Here is a 17,549-nt window from a genome sequence, read left to right as displayed (position 1 = left end):
ACCGTCACACCCCTGGACAGCGTCATTCAGCCGATCGATGCCCAGCGCCGCCCTGCGCGGCGTTTTGTTGCACGCGGCGATACGGGGTGCCCAACAACGGTCGGGTCCAGAAGCATGTGGCGGGACGGCAGCCAGCAGGTCGACGGCCGAGGCTTCCCTCACGGCCGGGCTCCGCAGCCGTGAGGACAGGCCGCGGACGAGCGACTCGAACGAGCGAGAGGAATCCATGAATGGGACGCTTTTCCTGCACTTCTCACTACTTTCGCAGATATTCCCCCTGTCTCCGACGCGGTAGGCGGGCTGGGTTACTGAGCGCGGTGGCCACGGCGACTGTCACCGCGACACTGCTCGGCGCACCGGTCGCGGCAACAGCAACGGCCTCGCAAACGCAGCCGCGGCAGGCCACCGGCTCCGGTGTTCGAGGGCTCGACGTCAGCGCCTACCAGGAGACCGTGGACTGGGCGGCGGTCGCCGCCGACGGCGCCTCCTTCGCCTACGTCAAGGCGACCGAGGGCACCTCCTACATCAGCTCCCGCTTCGCCCAGCAGTACGACGGCGCGGCAGCAGTCGGCCTGATCCGCGGCGCCTATCACTTCGCCAGGCCGGACAAGTCCTCCGGCGATGCCCAGGCCGACTACTTCGTCGATCACGGAGGCGCCTGGCGGCCGGACGGCAGGACTCTGCCCGGCGTCCTCGATGTGGAGGCCACCCCGGGCCTGCCCGCCTGCTACGGGGTCTCCCCTGCTGCGACGGTGCGCTGGATCGCCTCGTTCGACGACGAGTACCGGCGCCGCACAGGCCGCCATCCGGTGATCAACACAAATGCGTCGTGGTGGTCACAGTGCACCGGCAACTCCACTGCCTTCGCCGCCACCAACCTGCTCTGGGTCGGCAGCTACACCGGCACTCCGCACCCCCTGCCCAGCGGCTGGCCCACTTACACCATCTGGCAGACCTCCGACTCCGGGACGTTTCCCGGCGACCAGGACGTGTTCAACGGCACCGAGAAGGACCTGCGGAATCTGGCCGCCCACGGCACCTACACGCCACCGCCGCCACCACCGGCCGGCGCATGGCCGGTCGTCCAGCAGGGCTACAGCGGCCGCCAGGTGACCGCCATCCAGTACCTGCTCAACGCCCATGGCGCGGCGCTGCCGATCGACGGTTCCTTCGGAGCGGCCACGCACGAGGCCGTGGTCACCTTCCAGGCCCGCAATCAGCTCACCCCGGACGGCGTCGTCGGCACCAAGACCTGGCGAGCCCTCATCACCACCGTCAAGGACGGTGACCACGGCCCGGCCGTGAGCGCGGTGCAGGCCGCCCTGAAAGCCCATGGCGCGGCGCTGCCGATCGACGGCTCCTTCGGAGCGGCCACGCACAAGGCCGTGGTCGCCTTCCAGGCCCGCAGCCACTTGCCGGCGGACGGCATCGTCGGTCCGAGCACGTGGCTGGCGCTGGTCAACTGACCCCGTCGGCAGCCGAACAGCCCTGCCGCTCCGCGAACCACGACCCCCGACCCCCGACCAATACCGCTCCAAAAAAGGAGAATTCGCCATGCCCACCATCCGCAGCATCCGCCGTCTCGGCCTCGCCGCCGCGGCCATCGGTGCCGCCACCGTGCTCGCCCTGCCCGGCAACGCGTTCGCCGTCACCAAGCTCTCGCAGTCCGCCGCCGCCTCCCAGCTGCGCGCGGCCGGGGTCACCTGGTCGTCCAGCGGCAACTGCAACACCCGCTCCAACGCCAGCTGCACCTCGCTCGAACAGATCAACCAGGCCACCGTCGACGGACTCAAAACCCTCAAACGTGCCAGTGGTTGCGCGATTAATGTCACGGGCGGCACCGAGGTGGGACACGCCTCGGGCACGTACAGCCACTACAACGGCTACAAGGTCGACATCACCCCGAACACCTGCGCAAGCAACTACATCACCAGGAGCTTCACCCACATCTCCAACCGGGGTGACGGCGCGGTGCGCTATCGCTCCTCGGCGGGCAACGTCTACGCCCGCGAGCGCAACCACTGGGACATCACCTACTGCGGCGGCAGCTCCGCCTGTACCTCCGCCGCCAGCTCCTGACCCTCCGACCCGGCCCGAACCGAAAGGCATCCCATGAAGCACCTCGCAGCCGTCCTCCTGGGCACCGGAGCGCTGCTGGCCAGCGGCCTGGTCGCCGTGCCCTCCGCCTCCGCCACCATCCGCTGCCACGGCTCCTCCTGCAACGGCCTGAACCCTGCCCGTACGACCTGCGCCAACGACGCCCGCACGGTGGCCGAGGGCAGCGGCCCGATCACGGCCATGGAGCTGCGTTACAGCCCCTCGTGCCGCGCCGCGTGGGGCCGCTTCGTGATCAACGCCCCCTCGGGCTCCAAAATCCAGATCAAGAACGCCCAGGGCAAGGGCAAGCAGTACACCACGTACGGCAGCGGCCGCTTCTTCAGTGTCATGGTCAATGACCAGGACGTGAAGGCGTGGGCGTGCGGTATGTGGGGGAAAAACGTCGACTGTACCCACAGCTACTGATGCTCACCCCGGCCCCGGGTTCGTCCCCCGGGGCCGCTGGCCGTGCCGCTGTCGGCCCCGGCTGCCTGAGTGACCTTCTGCCGGCATCCTGCCGCCAGTGCCCGGCCACGTCACCTCCGGCCATGACTGCCGGGCGGTGAACCTCCCCAACGACCGCGGGCACGGCCACGGTTCGGTCCTCGTGCAGGGTGATCTGCCGGCCGGACTGAACGGGCGTCCAGCAGGAGGGGGAGAGCAAAAGTCCATCCCCGGGGGACTCCCGCTGTCCCTTGACAAGGCCGTCGAACAATCTCGTGCCACGCCACCGGTGGACGTGCAGACTCCTCCCATGGCGGACATGAGGGCGTTCCAGGCTGCGGTCACCAGGTGGGCGAGGGGCGGTCCCGACGGGCCGGCGCGCGATCTGGCGGAAAGCCTGGGGGTACGGACCGCGGTACTCCTGGAAGGGCTGAGCGATCTCGCGGCCGTCGAGGCGCTGGCGTCCGGCGTGGCCGGGATCTGGCCGCCCAGGGAGTGTGTGTCGTACCGATGGGCGGGGCGATGAGCGTCGATCGCTATGCCGGCCTCCTCGGGCCACCCGGTCTCGGTCTGCGCCTGACCGGACTCTGCGACGAAGGCGAACGGGGCTTCTACGAGGCGGCCTGACACGAATCCAGGCGCCGCTCCAGGACATCTACGTAGGCACCGAGGATCTGGAGGACGAACTCATCCGCGCGCTCGGCACGGCAGGAGTCGAGGAGGTCCTCCGCGCCGAGGGCGACTTCCGCGCCTGGCAGACCTTCCGGTGCCAGCCCGCACAGCACGACCGGTGCCGGCATCAGCAGATGCGGCGCTTCCTCGGCACAAGGAAGGGCCGCACGATCCGCTACGGCCGTCTCCTTGTGGAGGCCCTCGCACCGGACCGGACACCGCCCTCGCTCGACGGCCTCCTGGCGAGCCTGTGAGGTCGCAGGCGGACTGCCGTTTCGACGGTGCTCGACAGCAGACGAGCGCAGGGGTTACTGAGTTTGTAGGCGTGGTGTCGCGGGGGCTGACAGGTGGTGGTCGTCGCGGTACTTCATGTTCATGAGGTATCCGCAGGGTGGGGCCTGACTGCTGAACGGCGGACGTTTCGCGAGTGTCTCCGCATGGAGGCGGCCGAGAGGTTCGCCGGTGGGCGGAGCAATGGTGTGATCGCCGACGAGTTACGGGTCGGCGTGCGGTCGGTGCAGCGATGGTGCCGGTCGTGGTGGGACGGCGGGCGGGCCGCCTTGCAGTCGAAGGGCTCTGCGAGGCGTCCGAAGCTGAGCGAGGCACTGTTCGCCGTGCGGGAGCAGGAGTGGGCCAAAGGGCCTGTTTCCCACGGCTGGCCGGATCAGACCTGGACTCTGGAGCGAATCAAAACGCTCATCGGCCGGTGGTTCCACACGCCCCTCACCCTTTCAGGCATCGCCCAGATGCGTCGGCGGCACGGGTGGAGCCACCAGGTCCCCTCCCGGCGCGCGACCGAACGCGACGAGCAGGCGGTGGCCGGCTGGGTGAAGGAAACCTGGCCAACCGCAAAAGACCGCGGCGGCGAGGGGAGCCTGGCTGGTCTTCGAAGACGAAGCCGGGTTCTCCATGACGCCGCCGACCTCCCGCACCTGGTCCAAACGCGGACACACACCTGTCGTCCGGGCGCGAGGGCGTATCTCAGCGTCGCTTCTCGGTCGCCGCACTGACCTGCTCCAAGGACGGTGAACCCTCCGCCTGATCTACCGGCCCGAGCGCCACCGGGACCACAAACGCGCCGGGCGGCGACGTTTCGCCTGGACCGACTACCGCGACCTACTGCGCGGGGCCCACCACCAACTCGGCGCCCCCTCGTGCTCATCCGGGACCACCTCAACGTGCACACGGACCACCGGCTCCGTGCCTTCATCGATGCCCACGACTGGATCACCGCCTACTCCTGCCGCCCCATGCACCTGACCTCAACCCGGTCGAAGGCATCCGGTCGCTCCTGCGACGCAGCAGCCAGGCCAACACCGCCTTCACCGATCCCGACCACCTGATACGCCACATACGCCACAGCCTCCGCCGCATCCCACACCGCAGTGACCTCACCGACGGATGCCTGGCCACGACCGGACACAAGCGAACGACAGACAGACCAGCATGACGACACCACGCCTACAAACTCAGTAGCTGTCGCGGAGGTGGTTTCGTCGTCGCGGACGATGCCGGGCCCAGCGTCTGCGGGGCGCCGTCTGAAACTCATTTTCGTGGAACTGTTATCCGAGTGGTGCCGAACGGTCTCCCAGGTATCGGACAAGACCGTCCGGGCTCGATGACAGGAAGCATGGGTATGAGTACGCAGGACGCGGTGGAGACGGCGATATGGGTCACGGCCGCCCGAGAGGGCGATACGCAAGCTCAGGACGCACTGGTCACCGCCTACCTTCCGCTGGTCTACAACATCGTCGGCCGGGCGCTGAACGGCTCGGTGGATGTCGACGACGTGGTCCAGGAGACGTTGTTGCGGGCCTTGGACGGACTGGGCGGACTGCGTACTCCTGAGCGTTTCCGCTCCTGGCTGGTGGCGATCGCCATGAACCAGGTCCGGGCGTACTGGCACAGCCGGCGCTCGGCCCCGGGCGCGATGGAGGAAGCTGAGGACCTGGCGGATCCGGGGGCGGACTTCGCCGACCTGACGGTGGTCCAGCTTCAGCTCACCGGGCAGCGCCGGGAGACGGCGCGGGCGACACGCTGGCTGGAGGCCGACGACAGGGGACTGCTGTCGCTGTGGTGGCTGGAGTGCGCCGGCGAACTGACCCGGGCCGAGGTGGCCGCCGCACTGGACCTGACGCCTCAGCACACGGCCGTCCGGGTACAGCGGATGAAGGCGCAGCTCGAGGCGGCTCGCGTCGTTGTGCGAGCACTCGACGCGCGGCCGCTGTGCGAGGAACTGCGCGTCGTACTGGCCTCCTGGGACGGCAGGCCCTCGGCTCTGTGGCGCAAGCGGATAGCCCGGCACGCGCGGGGCTGCGTCCGCTGCGGTGGACTGTGGAGCGGGCTGATACCCGCGGACGGGTTGCTGGCCGGCCTGGCGCTGGTGGCGGCGTCACCCGCACTGCTTGCCAAAGCATCGGCTTGGTCCGTGGGATCTGATCCGGTCGGCTCCGCCGGATCGCTCACCGGCGTGGGGGGCCGCACCGGATCGGATTCCGGCACTGGGGGGCGGGGCGTACGCGTCACGGCGGGCTCGCGGCGCCGGTCCCGGGTACGACGGCGCAGGCGGCGCCGAGCCCTCGTCGCAGCCATCGTCGGGACCGGCGTCGCCGGAGGAAGCCTGTGGTTCTTCGGCACGGATTCCGGCACCGGCGGCGAGAGTTCCAGCGCCGGCCGGAGGACGCCGGCGCCCGTGGTGGACCTGGCCACGCCAGGTAACGAGGGTGTGTCCCTGTCGGCAACCCCCTCCCCCTCCGCGTCACCGCCGGAGCCGAAGGAGACGCGATCCGCCAAGGCACCGAGCCCCACCCCCCACAAGAACGCGTCCACCGGCCGCCAGCCCGGCCACCCGGTACCGCCGAGAACAACCCATGCTCCCTCCGCACCGACTGGCGTCGTCGACCAAGTGGTCGCGCTCGCGAACAAGGAACGAACAGCCGCCGGCTGCAGCCCGCTCACCGGAGATCCACAACTACAGAACGCGGCCCAGTCCCACTCCGATGACATGGCCGCGCGCCACTTCTTCGACCACTCCAACCCCGACGGCGCCGACCCCGGCCAGCGCATAACGGCCGCCGGCTATCGCTGGTCCACCTATGGCGAGAACATCGCCCGAGGGCAGCAGACCGCCACGGCTGTCATGGAATCGTGGATGAACAGCCCCGGCCACCGAGCCAACATCCTCAATTGCTCCTTCAAGAACATCGGCGTGGGAGTGCACAACGGCGCGGGTGGCCCCTGGTGGACGCAGGACTTCGGCACCGAGCAGTAACGCCGCCGCAAGGCCGGGCCGGCCCCGGACAGCACGGCGCCGGGCCAGGGCGCCGGTGCGGGGCCGGCTCCGGCCGGATCCGCCGCGTGCCGACCACGGAGGGGGCGGCGGCGTCCTGTAGGCCGCTGGCGCAGCGTCTTCGCAGCGGGAGGCCGGAAGTGGCGATGCCGGCAACGAGCAGGCTCTGGAGCGGCGTTAGCGGGAACGGGTGGGAGGGGTGGTGGCGGAGCTTCCAGTGGGCCAGGTCGAGTCGGCGCACTGGGCCTCCGACTCCGGACGGATGGCTGGCACGAGGAGGGTGGCGTCGGCGGAGCAGCCGAGCCTTCATCGCTGTCAGGGTCTCGTCCTCCTCGCGGAGGCTGTTGAGTCCGTAGGTGGCCGGCCTCCTCGCCTTCGATCAGCCGCCGTTGGCCGAGGTGTTCCTGTGCTGCCTGGCCGTGCGGTCCGCGGCTCGTCCACGGTGCGGAGCGCGACGCCGCTGGCGGGTTCCTCGACGCACAGGTGCAGCTGGACGAGGGGGGGACTGTTGCCTGCCCTGTCGTGCCGCAGGTGTCGCCGGTCCGTTCCGGTCTGGGCGGTCTGGGCGGTCTGGCGTCCGGGGCGCTCAGTCGTCGGTGGTGTGGGTGGGGTCCGCGGCGCGGCGGGCGCGCAGGGCCCGTACGCGTCCGCGGCTGGCGCAGGCCGGGGACGGGCACCAGCGCCGTCGGCCGGGAGGGTCGATGAACACGCCGTGGCAGTCGGATTCCTGGCACTTCTTCAGTGCGAGCCGGTCGGGGCCGGTCAGCTGGTCGACGGCCTGGCGGGCGATGCGGGCGAGCGCGTCACCGGCCGTGGCGGGCGGCTCGCGCCGCAGCCGGCCGTCCGCCACCAGCCGCACCGGGTCGCGGTGCCCGGCCAGGAATGCAGCCAGGTCCGCGACCGCGTCGGCTGGTGGCGGCTGCTCGTCGACCGTCGCGAGCGCCAGGGCGCGCAGCGTCTCCCGCACCGCGCGCGCCTGGTCCAGGTCGTCCGCGTCCGGTGCCTGTGCGGGGGTGAGTTCGCCGTGGTCGAGCCATGTGGCGAGGCGTGCGGGCGTGGTCAGCCGTTCCACCGGCCGGTCGCTGAAGCTGCGGCCCTTGGTGGCCAGCAGGTTCAGCCAGACGGCACCGCAGTCGAAGCGGAACGCGAGCTTGTCGTCGGGGGCGCGGGAAGCCATACCGAGAGCGTAACGCCTCGTGCGTTACATCTGCTACGGTCCTTGTAACGGCTCAGGCGTTACATGCTCTGGGTGTGGCTACGGGACGGGGGTACGGGCATGACGGTCGTGGATCAGGTGTCGTCCGCGCGGTTCGACCGCGAGGCGGGCTACCGCCTGCTGGAGGTGGTGCAGGACGGGACCACGCAGCAGGCGGCGCTGCCGGGGCCGGAGCGGACCGCGCCGGGGTTCGCGGACTGGATCGTCACCGCGCTGTCCGGCGGCACCTACCGGCGCGAAGGGCTGTCGCCGCGCGACCGCCAGCTCCTCAACCTCGCCGCGCTGGCCGCGCTCGGCGGCGTGGAGCCGCAGCTCGCAGGCCATGTGCGTACCGCGTTGCGGCTGGGCATGACGCGGCAGGAGGTCGCCGAGGTGTTCGTGCATCTGGCGCCGTATGCGGGGGTGCCGCGGGCGCTGGCGGGGTTGCGTGTCGCCGCCACCGCGTCCAGCGCCGTGGACGGCGAGGACGCCCGATGAGCCCCGCGGTGCGGACGGTTCTCGGGGACATCGCGCCCGGTGAACTCGGTGTGTGCGATGCGCATGACCACCTCTTCCTCCGCTCGCCGGTCCTCGCCGGGGAGGAACTGGACGACGCCGACGCGGCGCTCGGCGAACTGACGGCGTTCGCGGCGCTCGGCGGGCGGGCGGTGGCGCAGTGGACACCGTGGGGGATGGGGCCGCGTCTGGCCGACCTTCCGGGGCTGTCGCGGCGCTCCGGCGTCCACGTCGTCGCCGCGACCGGCATGCACCAGGCCCGGCACTACGACGAGGCGGTGCTGCGGGAGGTGCGGGGCGGGCTCGCGGAGCTGTTCGTCCGCGAGCTGACCGCCGGGCCCGTCCGCGCCGGAATGATCAAGGTGGCGGGCGCGTACCACCGGCTGGACGGCCACGCCCGCCACGTGATGGCGGCCGCCGCCGAGGCACACCACGCCACCGGCGCGCCCATCGGCGTGCACCTGGAGGCCGGGAGCGCCGCGCTCGACGTGCTCGACCGGCTGTGCGGCACGCACGGCGTGCCACCGCACCGGGTCATCCTGGGGCACCTGCACCGCTTCCCCGACCCGGCCGTGCACCGGCAGGCCGCCGAGGCCGGCGCTTACCTGGCCTTCGACGGCCCCTCACGCGCCCACCACCCCACCGACTGGCGGCTCCTGGGTGCGCTGGGCGCGCTCGCCGACGCCGGCCACGCCGACCGGCTGCTGCTGGGCGGCGACACCGTACTGGCCTCCGCCCGGTCCACCGCCGACGGCCCCGGCATGCCGTTCCTGCTCGCCGGCCTGCGGCCGCGCATCGAGCGGGAGCTCGGACCGGACGTCGCCGCGGCCGTTTACGTCACCAACCCGGCCCGCGCGTTCGCCGTCGACTGGCGGTAGCTTCCGCCGCCGTGCCCGAAGCCGGCGGGCTCGGCGGGCCCGTTGGCGAACGGCCGGCTGTAGAGCGGCCGTAGGCGCGCGGATGCGCCCGGTGGCGTAACAGCAGACACTGTAGCGGCGGTGGTAGCCGGGCGGCGGGTGCACGGCCGGACGTGTCCGCGGGTTTCGCGGGACACGGCACAGGGCCGAGCCCTTGCGCGGAGCCTCGTGCGCTGTCGTCGGCCCTCAGCTCGATGTGGCGCCGGCTTTCTCCAGCTGCCAGGGGCCAGGGCCAGGGAGGCTGGAGGGGCTCGGGTGGGGCGGGGGTCAGGCCATGGTTTTTGCGCCGTCCAGGGACTCGCGGAGGATGTCGGCGTGGCCGGCGTGCTGGGCGGTCTCCGCGATGATGTGCATCACCACGCGGCGGGCCGACCACTGGGCTCCGGGTTCGAACCACGGGGCTTTCGGCAGCGGCTGCGTGACGTTCAGGTCCGGCAGCGTGGCGACGAGGTCGTCGGTGCGGCGGGCCACCTCGGTGTAGTCGGCGAGGACGCCGGCCAGCGTTTCACCGGGCAGCATCCGGAACTCGTCGGCGCGCTGCGCCCAGTCCGCCTCCGTCATGGCGGTGAAGTCCCCGAAGGCCGAAGCGCCGTTGAGGATGAAGGCCGCCCAGGACCGCTCGACGGAGGCAACGTGCTTGATCAGGCCGCCCAGGCACAGTTCGCCGGCGGTGGGCCGCAGTCCGGCCTGCTCGTCGGTGAGGTCACGGGTGGTGAAGCGCAGGAAGTGACGGTGCTTGGCGAGCGTCTCCAGCAGGTCGGAGCGCTCGCCGGTGACGGCCGAGTCGTGGGCGTGGTCGCGATCGGGGGTCGTCAGCTGCTGGTCGATGCTCATGAGGGCCGCCTTCCGGGGTTTCTGCTCCGTCGGTCAGGAATACGTACGGTAGGAGCTGTGGCGGACAGAGAGTGTCCTATATGGGCCGCGGGCGCCTGGCGGAGGCGTGTGCCGTGGTGGGTCCCCGGGGCGCGTACGCGGCCGCAGGAAGCATCGCTTCCGCGTGTCACCGCACGACACGCGATCCCGTACCCCGCGGCGACGCATCATGGGCGCACCGCCGCATCCGGGTTTCTCCCAGCGGGCCGCTTCCCCGACGGACGGCCCGGCGTCCGCCAGGCGTGCTCCCCCGCCGGAGACAGCTTGCCGGGGTCGGCCCTGACCGTGGCCCGGCCCCGGCTCGGCCTCCGTGGGCCCGCCGCCGGGCGGTCGGGCCGGCTGGGCCGGCTGGTTCGGGCCGTGTTCGCTCGCGGCGGTCCACCTATGAGAGGAGCAATTCGGTGACCACCCTCCAGCAGCCGCCGTCCGCCACCACGGCGGCCCTCGCCGATCCCGGCCCCCCGTTCCACATCACCAAGGAAGAGGAGCGGCGGCTGCGGCTGGCTGCGGCCGGCATCGCTCCGTCACTGGTGATCGGCCAGCCGGCGGCGTTCGATGAGTACGTCAGGCAGTTGATGGTGCCGCCGGTCGTGATGGATCTGTTCCGCAAGGCCGCCGACATCCACCTGTCGGCGTGGGAGGTGGAGGCGATGCGCAAGCACATCGCCCCGACCGGGCTCGACGGCCTGCCCGGGCCGGGCCTGCTGCGCCGGATCATGATGGAGAAGGCGCGCCTGGACAAGACCCACCCGCCCTACATCCGTGTGGCCTGTACCGGCCGCGGCACCTGGGACCACTGGGCCACCGAGTTCGGCTACCTGTCGGCGGACGAGGAGCCGCCCGGTGACATCGGCTCGCCCGTCGTCCTGGAGATCTGGCCGGCGCAGCACTACTCGCCGATCCACTCCCACGGCAACACCACCGGCATCATCTACTGCCTGGCCGGCCAGCTGGAGGTGATGTCGTACGAGGCCCTGGACTGGAACGCGCCCAAGCGGGGCCTGGTCACCCTCACCCCCGGGCAGTGCGCGTGGCTGGACGGCGACACCTACGCCGTCCACAAGGTCTTCTGCCCCATGGACGGCGGTGGCGGTGCCACCGGTCCCGAGTACATGAGCGCGACCGGAGAATTCGCCGCCAGCTTCCACGTCTATCTCAACGAATGGGAGACCGCTCTCGCGGCGGACGGCACCCCCTCCCGGGACGAGTTCGAGTACATCGACGAACTCACCAAGGAGCGCAAGGAGTTCGCCACCTATTCCGATCTGTCCTGGAACGTGCTGCGCCGGGTCCTCACCAACACCGATCTCGGCTGACTTCGGCTGACATCGGCTGACCTGCGCGGGGCCACCCTCGGAGGCGGGGTCCGGGTCGGGGTCGGCGGCTTCTTTCGGTGGTTGCCTGGCCGGCGGTGGTCAGAGGTCGCCTTGGACGAGGGCGTGGAGATGTTCGTCGTGCCAGCCGTCCGCGTGCAGCAGTGCGCTGCGCATGGTGCCCTCGAAGGAGTAGCCGGCCTTGACCGCGACGCGGCAGGACGCCGGGTTGGCCACCGAGTGACACAGCCTCAGGCGATGCAGGCCGAGGTCGTTCAGGGCCCACTCGCTGACGCGTTTCGTGGCCTCGACCATGACGCCGCCCCCGCGCGCTGCGGGGAGGATCCAGTAGAGGATCTCGGCGCTGCCGCCGGTGAGGTCGATGTCGCCCCAGCCGATCAGTCCGAGGGCTTCGCCCTCCCGTCGGGCGATGGCCCAGACGGCACTGAGTTCGGCCTGCCACCGCTCGTGCATGCGGGCAATCCGCCGGTGGGCGTCCTGCGGTGTGTCCACCAGCAGACGGTTCCACCGGCGGATTTCGGGGTCCTGGCCGGCGGCCAGCAGGACATCGGCGTCGGACGGGCGCCAGGGGCGCAGCTCCAGACCGTGCGGGAGGCCGAGCACCGGCTGGTCCATCCGGGCCATCCGGCCGGCGGGAACGACGGCGGGAATGACGGCGGGAGTGACGGCGGGAGTGACGGCGGAATCGGCCGTTGGAACGACTGCGGGGAGGGGCGGGTGGGGGTTCATCTCGGCATCCTGCCACGGTCGTTGGCCGATGAGTGCTGATGTCAGCTGTCGGGGCGGTTGTTCGGCGCGGCGGGTCGGTGTCGGTGGCGTTGTTCGGCGCGGTGGGTGAGGGCGCTGATGATGCGTTGCCAGGCCGGTGATGCCTCGCAGACCCGGGCGGAGACCAGCTTCGGATAGCCTGCCTGGCTGCTGTCCCGTTCGTGTCTGGTCTCCCATGCGTCCAGGTCGTCGATGAGCTGGTCCAGGCGTGGATCGTCCGGGTCCCAGTCGACTGACTGGTCGCAGGCGAGATACAGGCGCGTCGCCTCGGGGTCGTCGAAGCCGGCGTTCTTCTCCCGTATCCGCCGCGGCACGAGGTGCGGGTCCAGTGCCTGCATCAGGATCCACGCGTCGCGTTCGAGCAGGACCCGGCGTTCGCTGACCCCGAGGCCGCGCATCCGGTCCAGGAGGGCGACCACCTCGGGCGGCAGAACGAGCCGTTCGCCGCCGGCCAGTTCGGTGATCCTGCGGCGGTACGTGGTGAGCTGCTCGATCTTGCGTTGCAGTGCGGCGTCGATGTCGGTGAGGGCGGCGTCGAACTCGTCGGGCTGGGCATGCAGCAGCGCGTCGATGCGGGCCAGCGGCACCCCGGCGTCGGCGAGAGTGCGGATCCGGATGAGGTCCACCGCCGCTTGCGCGCCGTAGCGGCGGTAGCCGGAGGCATCGCGCTCGGGCTCGGGCAGCAGGCCGATGTGGTGGTAGTGGCGGACGGTGCGCACGGTCACGTTGGCGGTGGCCGCGAGCTGGCTGATCGTGAGCACCGTCCTCCTCGCGTCGTGGTGAAGCGTGTCGTGCCGAGTCTAGAGGCGAGCCGCCCGGTCGACGACGTCGCGGATTGCCTGGACCACGGCATCGGGGCGGTCGAAGCAGAGCCGGTGGTGGGCGGTGTCGGAGAGGATGCGCTGTTCCCCGTGCGAGACCGCGCTCGCCAAGGCCGCGTCCAGTCTCGTCCGGCCCTCCCGCATGTCCCGCATCTCCCGCGTCTCCCGCCCCGTCCGCTCGGACGTCGATGCCTGCTGGCCGGGGTCGGTGCCCACCACGGTGAGGGCGACCACCGGGACGTCGGGGATGCCCGGCCCGGCCCGCAGTTCGGTGGCGAGATCAGTCAACCTGCTGCGTTCGGCGATACCGGCGCGGGTCCATGCGTCGCTCATCCTGGCTTCGAGCAGCGCCTGCCGGATGTGTTCCGGGTACTCGGCGAGCAACTCCGCGAACGCCTCGCGCAGGGCCGGGCGCATCCGTTCCAGTTGGTCCTGGTCGGGCGCCATCTGCTCGACCGCGGCCAGGCGTGCCGCGGGCGGCATGACGTCGTCCCAGTCACGGTGGAAGGCGTCCAGCCAGACGAGCCCGGCCACGTCCCGCGGGTACAGCTGCGCGAACCGGTGCGCGTAGAAGCCACCGAGGGAGTGGGCCACCAGGACGTAGGGGGCGGGGATGTCCTGGGCGTGCAGCAGGTCGTGCAGTTCCGTGGCGACCGCGGCGGCGGGGCGCGGCAGCGGCATCGGGTCGCTGTAGCCGGTGCCGCCGCGGTCGTACACCACGGCGGTGGTGAACTGCCCGACCTGCTGCTGCACCCCGAAGTAGTCGAGGCCGACCGCGCCGGCGCCCGGCAGGAACACCACGGCCGGTCCGCCGCTGCCCGCGCGGTGCACGAAGAGGCGGCGGCCGTCGATCTCCTGGAAGCCCCCGGCCGGCGGCGCGGGCCGGTCCGAGGACGTGCTGTCGTTCGTCATGCGATCATGCTCCAACCCTGACGTAGGGTCAGGGTCAACCCCCCGCGGTCAGGCCGAGGTCGGCGGGAGGGGTGGCTGGACGGTGGCGGTCGGCAGGGTGCCGTCGCGGCCCTCGCCGAGCGGTCGGCGAAGCCGGGCCCCCACCCGCTTTTGTCCGGCGTGGCAGGGGCGGTTCGGTTCACCGCGCAGGGTGGGAATGGCGCAAGGCATGGCCCTGGGCTGCGGGGACGGCGTTTGGCCAAGGTGACTGGTGGGTGGGCCGGGGGCGGGACTGGCGGCGGCGGGGAGGTTGAGTACGGGTACTCATGCCCGTGGTCGCCTGGCTGCGCATACTCGCGCCATGCACATGGACTCGGTACGGTGCCCGGACTGCGGGACGGCTTTGGGAGCGCGGCCGCCCGCGTACTGCACGGGGTGCAGGCTGCCGTTGAGTGGGCCGGATGCCGCCGCGTTGTGGCAGGTCACGGTCGAGCTGAGCGGGTTGGAGGCGCGTCGGCAGTGGCTGGTCCAGCGGCGTGCGGAGTTGCTGGCCGGGCTGCGGGCACGGCGTGACGCGCCGGCGGGGGTGCCTGGCGCCGTGCCTGGGGACGTGCTTTCCTGGCCGGCTGCTCCCCGGCAGGGCGGCGGTACGGCGGGCGCGGGTCGGGAGGTCTCCGCGCTGTCCGCGCGTACCGCGTTGCTGATCGTCGGCGGGGCGCTGGTGGTCATGGCGGCGCTGGTGTTCACGGTGGTGAGTTGGGGGCGGTTGGGCATCGGGGGGCGGGCGGCCGTCCTGTTCGCGCTGACCGTGTGCGCGCTGGCACTCCCCCGCCCGCTGCTGCGGCGCCGCCTGGCGGCCACCGCCGAGGCATCGGCCGCGGTGGGACTCGCCCTGGTGCTGCTGGACGCGTTCGCTGCCCGGCAGGCCGGACTCGGCGGCCTGGACCGCGTCGGGGCGGTGGGCTACTGGGCGGTGCTGACTGCGCTGACGGCGGTGGGGTCAGCGGTCTACGGCGGGTGGCAGCGGCTCCGGTTCCCGCTGCCCGCCGGATTCCTGCTGGCCCGACTGCCCGGGCTGCTGGGTGCCGCCGCGTGGGGCGGAAAGTTGGAGGACTACGCGACCGCGGCCACCGCCACGGCCGTGGTGGACTTCGCGGTGCTGCACGCGCTCGCAGCCGGCGCTGCCAGGCACGCTGGGTTCCGGGAGCGGCTGGGCGGCGACAAGGCCGTGGCCGCGCTGGTCACCGGGGGCCGGGCGGCCGCGGCGGGGTGGGCGCTGCTCGGCGGGATGCTTGCGGTGGGGTGCGCGGTGGGCGCCACGTCGCTGCCCGAGGTGATGCGGGCCTGGGTGCCGCTGGGACTGCTGGCGCTGCTGGGCGCGGGGCTGGGCCGTGGTGTGCGCGGGTTGCCGTTCGCGCTGCGCTCCGGCGGTGCGGGCGTGGCCGTGGTGGCCGTCGTCGTGGGCGTCGGCGCCGGGTTGCGGCACGTCGTGCCCTGGGGTTGGGCACCGGCCGGATACGCGGCACCGGCGGCGCTGATCGCGATGGGGGCGGCGGTGTCCTGCGCCCGGCACGGACGGTGGGCCGAGCCCGCGGTGGTAGGGCCGCCCGGTACACCGGCGGGCGGGCCGTCGTCCGGAGCACCGGTGAACGGCCCTGCGGGGCTATCGGCGGACGGCCCTGCCCGGCTACCGGCGGACGGCGCGTCCGAGGTGCCAGCGGGTGGGCCGGCCGGCGTGCCAGCGGGTGGGCCGGCCGGGCCGCCGGTGGGAGGGCCGTCCGGCACCGCAGGGGAGAAGCCGTCAGGGCCGCCGCCCGAAGCCGCGGCCGCGGTGGGAGGACTGGCTGCCGCGTCGGCCGCCCTGGCGCTGTGCGGTGCCGCGGTGCTGCCGAACCTCGCGTACGCCGTCCTCCGGCCCGTCATCGCCGGCGCAGAGCTGTGGGTCAGCGGCCACCGGGCGCCATGGCACTGGCAGTTCGCGCCCGCGCCGCTGACCGTGCTGTGGCTGTCCGCCGCGGTCCTGGCCGTCATGGCTGTGCTGCGGGCCCGTACCGCCGCCGGTGGGGGTCGCACCGACCGCCTGGCGGACGTCCTGCGCAGCGCCTCGGTCCTGGCCGCCGTCCCCGCGCTGCTCCTGCTGCCCGTGGCCGTCGGACTGCCGTACGAGGGGGTGCTCGCGGTCGCCGCAGCGGGGGTCGTCGCCATGGTGGTGGACCTCGTGCGCCGACCGGGCGCCGCGCTGGCCTGGCGGCTGGTGGTCCTGAGCGCCGCCGGTGCGCCGGCGCTGCTGTGGTCGCTGGCCGACCGGCCCGCCACGCTCACGGTGTGGGGCGTGTTGGCGGGGTTGGCCGCGGTGCTCGCCCACGTCCTGTCCGCTCCGACGGCCCGGACCGCGCAACGGGCAATCGCGCCTGTCGCGGGCGCGTTCGCCGTCCTGGCCCTGGGTGGGGAAGCGGTCGCGGGCGCGGTGACGGCCGGTCTGCCCCGGCACGTCACCGCGTTCGCGGTTCTCGCGGTCGCGCTCACCTCCGCCTGCGCCGCGGCGGCCTGGCACCGGGGGGCGGGGCGGGAACAGCTCTCCGTGACGGTCGAAGGCGGCGGGTACGCCGTGGCGGCCATCGCCCTCGCCCTGACGGCCGATCACCCCGGCTCGCTGAGCCTGGCCCTGGCCGTGGCCGGCGTCGCGGGCCTGGCCATCGCGCTGCGCCCGGACCGCCGTCGCGCCCTGCTCGCCGGGATCGCCCTGCTCATCGCCTCCTCCTGGGTGCGTCTGGCGCTGGCCGGGGTCTCCTCCCCCGAGGCGTACACCCTGCCGGTCACCGCAGCCGCCCTGGTCATCGGCCACCGCCACCGGAGTCGCGACCCCGAGGTGGGCTCCTGGCCCGCGTACGGCAGCGGCCTGTGCGCCACCATGCTCCCGAGCCTGGCCGCCACCTGGAACGACCAGCACGGGGCACGTCCGCTGCTCCTGGGCACGGCCGCCCTGCTGGCGACGGTTGTCGGCGTCCGCACGCGGCTACAGGCCCCCTTGGTCATCGGCGGGTTCGTACTCGTCCTCGTCGGCCTGCACGAACTCGCCCCCACCGTGGTCCAGGCCCTCGGCCTCCTCCCCCGCTGGGTCCCGCTGGCCGCGGCCGGCCTGCTCCTGCTGCTCCTCGGAGCCACCTACGAAAGGCGATGGGAACAGGCCCGACGCCTGCGCGACACGGTGCGCGGGATGCGGTGAGGGTGGGGTGACCGTGGGGGGGTGACGAGGGGGAAGAGGGTGGGGGTGAGGGTGGGGGTGGGCCCCGAAGCCGCCCGGGCCGGCCGCGTTCGCCCGAATCCTCGCCCTCACTTTCCCGCCCGAGTGCGCGCAGTGGATCGATCGAGATCGCCCGACATCAGGAGCAACCCGGCGCCGCCGCCACTCCTCAACGCCCGGTGACGGCTGAACGGTTCGCGTCACCCGACAGCGGGTCTGCGCAGCGCCCCGTGGGCGGTGGGCGCCGGGTCGGACGATCTACCGCTTGCCATAAACCAGTTGTTCGCCGCCGTGCTACGCGTGCAGATTTACACCACGACGCATCGCAGCCTGTGGGCCGTCGCCGATCAATCCCCGCCGTACCTGTCTCCCCGTCCACGCCCATCCGAACCGCTCGGAACGCCGCCACCTCGAGTCGGTGGGGGCCACGAGCCCCGCCAACGGCGCTTCCGCACGAGCCCTCGCCCAACCGCCCTCGTCCTGCGGGG

Annotated in this window: 13 protein-coding genes and 2 pseudogenes; 10 read left to right on the top strand and 5 right to left on the bottom strand. The window is 72.3% G+C overall.

The annotated features are described in order from the left end of the window. Positions 1 to 317 precede the first annotated feature (317 nt). The 6 genes and pseudogenes from MUU72_RS04880 to MUU72_RS04850 all read left to right on the top strand — a co-directional run bounded on the left by MUU72_RS04880 (position 318) and on the right by MUU72_RS04850 (position 6,484). Positions 318 to 1,466, top strand: a complete 1,149-nt coding sequence (locus MUU72_RS04880) for a GH25 family lysozyme (protein ID WP_248011843.1) — start codon at positions 318 to 320, stop codon at positions 1,464 to 1,466. A gap of 88 nt (positions 1,467 to 1,554) precedes the next feature. After that, positions 1,555 to 2,079: a hypothetical protein gene (locus tag MUU72_RS04875; protein WP_248011842.1), complete on the top strand. Its 525-nt coding sequence runs from the start codon at positions 1,555 to 1,557 to the stop codon at positions 2,077 to 2,079. 33 nt (positions 2,080 to 2,112) lie between these two features. Beyond that, positions 2,113 to 2,523 (top strand): DUF2690 domain-containing protein, encoded by a 411-nt coding sequence (locus MUU72_RS04870; RefSeq protein WP_248011841.1) that lies wholly within the window; start codon positions 2,113 to 2,115, stop codon positions 2,521 to 2,523. A gap of 328 nt (positions 2,524 to 2,851) precedes the next feature. Then, positions 2,852 to 3,467: pseudogene (locus MUU72_RS04865) on the top strand (TOPRIM nucleotidyl transferase/hydrolase domain-containing protein). A 121-nt stretch (positions 3,468 to 3,588) separates the two neighbouring features. After that, a pseudogene (locus tag MUU72_RS36000) lies at positions 3,589 to 4,663 on the top strand (IS630 family transposase). 186 nt (positions 4,664 to 4,849) lie between these two features. After that, positions 4,850 to 6,484, top strand: a complete 1,635-nt coding sequence (locus tag MUU72_RS04850; RefSeq protein ID WP_248011840.1) for a sigma-70 family RNA polymerase sigma factor — start codon at positions 4,850 to 4,852, stop codon at positions 6,482 to 6,484. A gap of 604 nt (positions 6,485 to 7,088) precedes the next feature. Here the strand turns inward: MUU72_RS04850 and MUU72_RS04845 are convergent. Beyond that, positions 7,089 to 7,679 (bottom strand): CGNR zinc finger domain-containing protein, encoded by a 591-nt coding sequence (locus tag MUU72_RS04845; RefSeq protein WP_248011839.1) that lies wholly within the window; start codon positions 7,677 to 7,679, stop codon positions 7,089 to 7,091. A 99-nt stretch (positions 7,680 to 7,778) separates the two neighbouring features. Between MUU72_RS04845 and MUU72_RS04840 the strand changes: the two genes are divergently transcribed. Together MUU72_RS04840 and MUU72_RS04835 are read left to right on the top strand one after the other, a co-directional pair. Further along, positions 7,779 to 8,195, top strand: a complete 417-nt coding sequence (locus tag MUU72_RS04840) for a carboxymuconolactone decarboxylase family protein (RefSeq protein ID WP_248011838.1) — start codon at positions 7,779 to 7,781, stop codon at positions 8,193 to 8,195. After that, positions 8,192 to 9,091, top strand: a complete 900-nt coding sequence (locus tag MUU72_RS04835) for a phosphotriesterase family protein (protein ID WP_248011837.1) — start codon at positions 8,192 to 8,194, stop codon at positions 9,089 to 9,091. The genes MUU72_RS04840 and MUU72_RS04835 overlap by 4 nt, the downstream gene beginning before the upstream one ends. Positions 9,092 to 9,397: 306 nt before the next feature. Here MUU72_RS04835 and MUU72_RS04830 read toward each other — a convergent pair whose 3' ends face one another. After that, positions 9,398 to 9,964, bottom strand: coding sequence for a DinB family protein (locus MUU72_RS04830; protein ID WP_248011836.1), 567 nt, complete (start codon positions 9,962 to 9,964; stop codon positions 9,398 to 9,400). 440 nt (positions 9,965 to 10,404) lie between these two features. On the opposite strand from MUU72_RS04830, the gene MUU72_RS04825 reads away from it, so the two are divergent. Continuing rightward, on the top strand, positions 10,405 to 11,319 hold the full coding sequence (locus tag MUU72_RS04825; RefSeq protein ID WP_248011835.1) for a cupin domain-containing protein: 915 nt from the start codon (positions 10,405 to 10,407) through the stop codon (positions 11,317 to 11,319). A 99-nt stretch (positions 11,320 to 11,418) separates the two neighbouring features. Here MUU72_RS04825 and MUU72_RS04820 read toward each other — a convergent pair whose 3' ends face one another. From MUU72_RS04820 to MUU72_RS04810, 3 genes are all read right to left on the bottom strand, one after another. Further along, positions 11,419 to 11,952: a GNAT family N-acetyltransferase gene (locus MUU72_RS04820; RefSeq protein ID WP_248011834.1), complete on the bottom strand. Its 534-nt coding sequence runs from the start codon at positions 11,950 to 11,952 to the stop codon at positions 11,419 to 11,421. A gap of 155 nt (positions 11,953 to 12,107) precedes the next feature. Next, entirely contained in the window at positions 12,108 to 12,866 is a 759-nt protein-coding gene (locus tag MUU72_RS04815; RefSeq protein WP_248011833.1) for a MerR family transcriptional regulator, read from the bottom strand. A gap of 39 nt (positions 12,867 to 12,905) precedes the next feature. Next, positions 12,906 to 13,838, bottom strand: a complete 933-nt coding sequence (locus MUU72_RS04810; RefSeq protein WP_248011832.1) for an alpha/beta fold hydrolase — start codon at positions 13,836 to 13,838, stop codon at positions 12,906 to 12,908. Positions 13,839 to 14,265: 427 nt separating this feature from the next. On the opposite strand from MUU72_RS04810, the gene MUU72_RS35190 reads away from it, so the two are divergent. Next, a complete protein-coding gene (locus MUU72_RS35190; RefSeq protein ID WP_282503624.1) occupies positions 14,266 to 17,043 on the top strand; it encodes an SCO7613 C-terminal domain-containing membrane protein in 2,778 nt (925 codons plus the stop codon). The last annotated feature ends 506 nt before the right edge of the window (positions 17,044 to 17,549 follow it).

This window comes from Streptomyces rhizoryzae (assembly GCF_023155275.1).
Lineage (GTDB): Bacteria > Actinomycetota > Actinomycetes > Streptomycetales > Streptomycetaceae > Streptomyces > Streptomyces rhizoryzae.
This window is presented reverse-complemented; position numbering and strand designations above follow the sequence as displayed.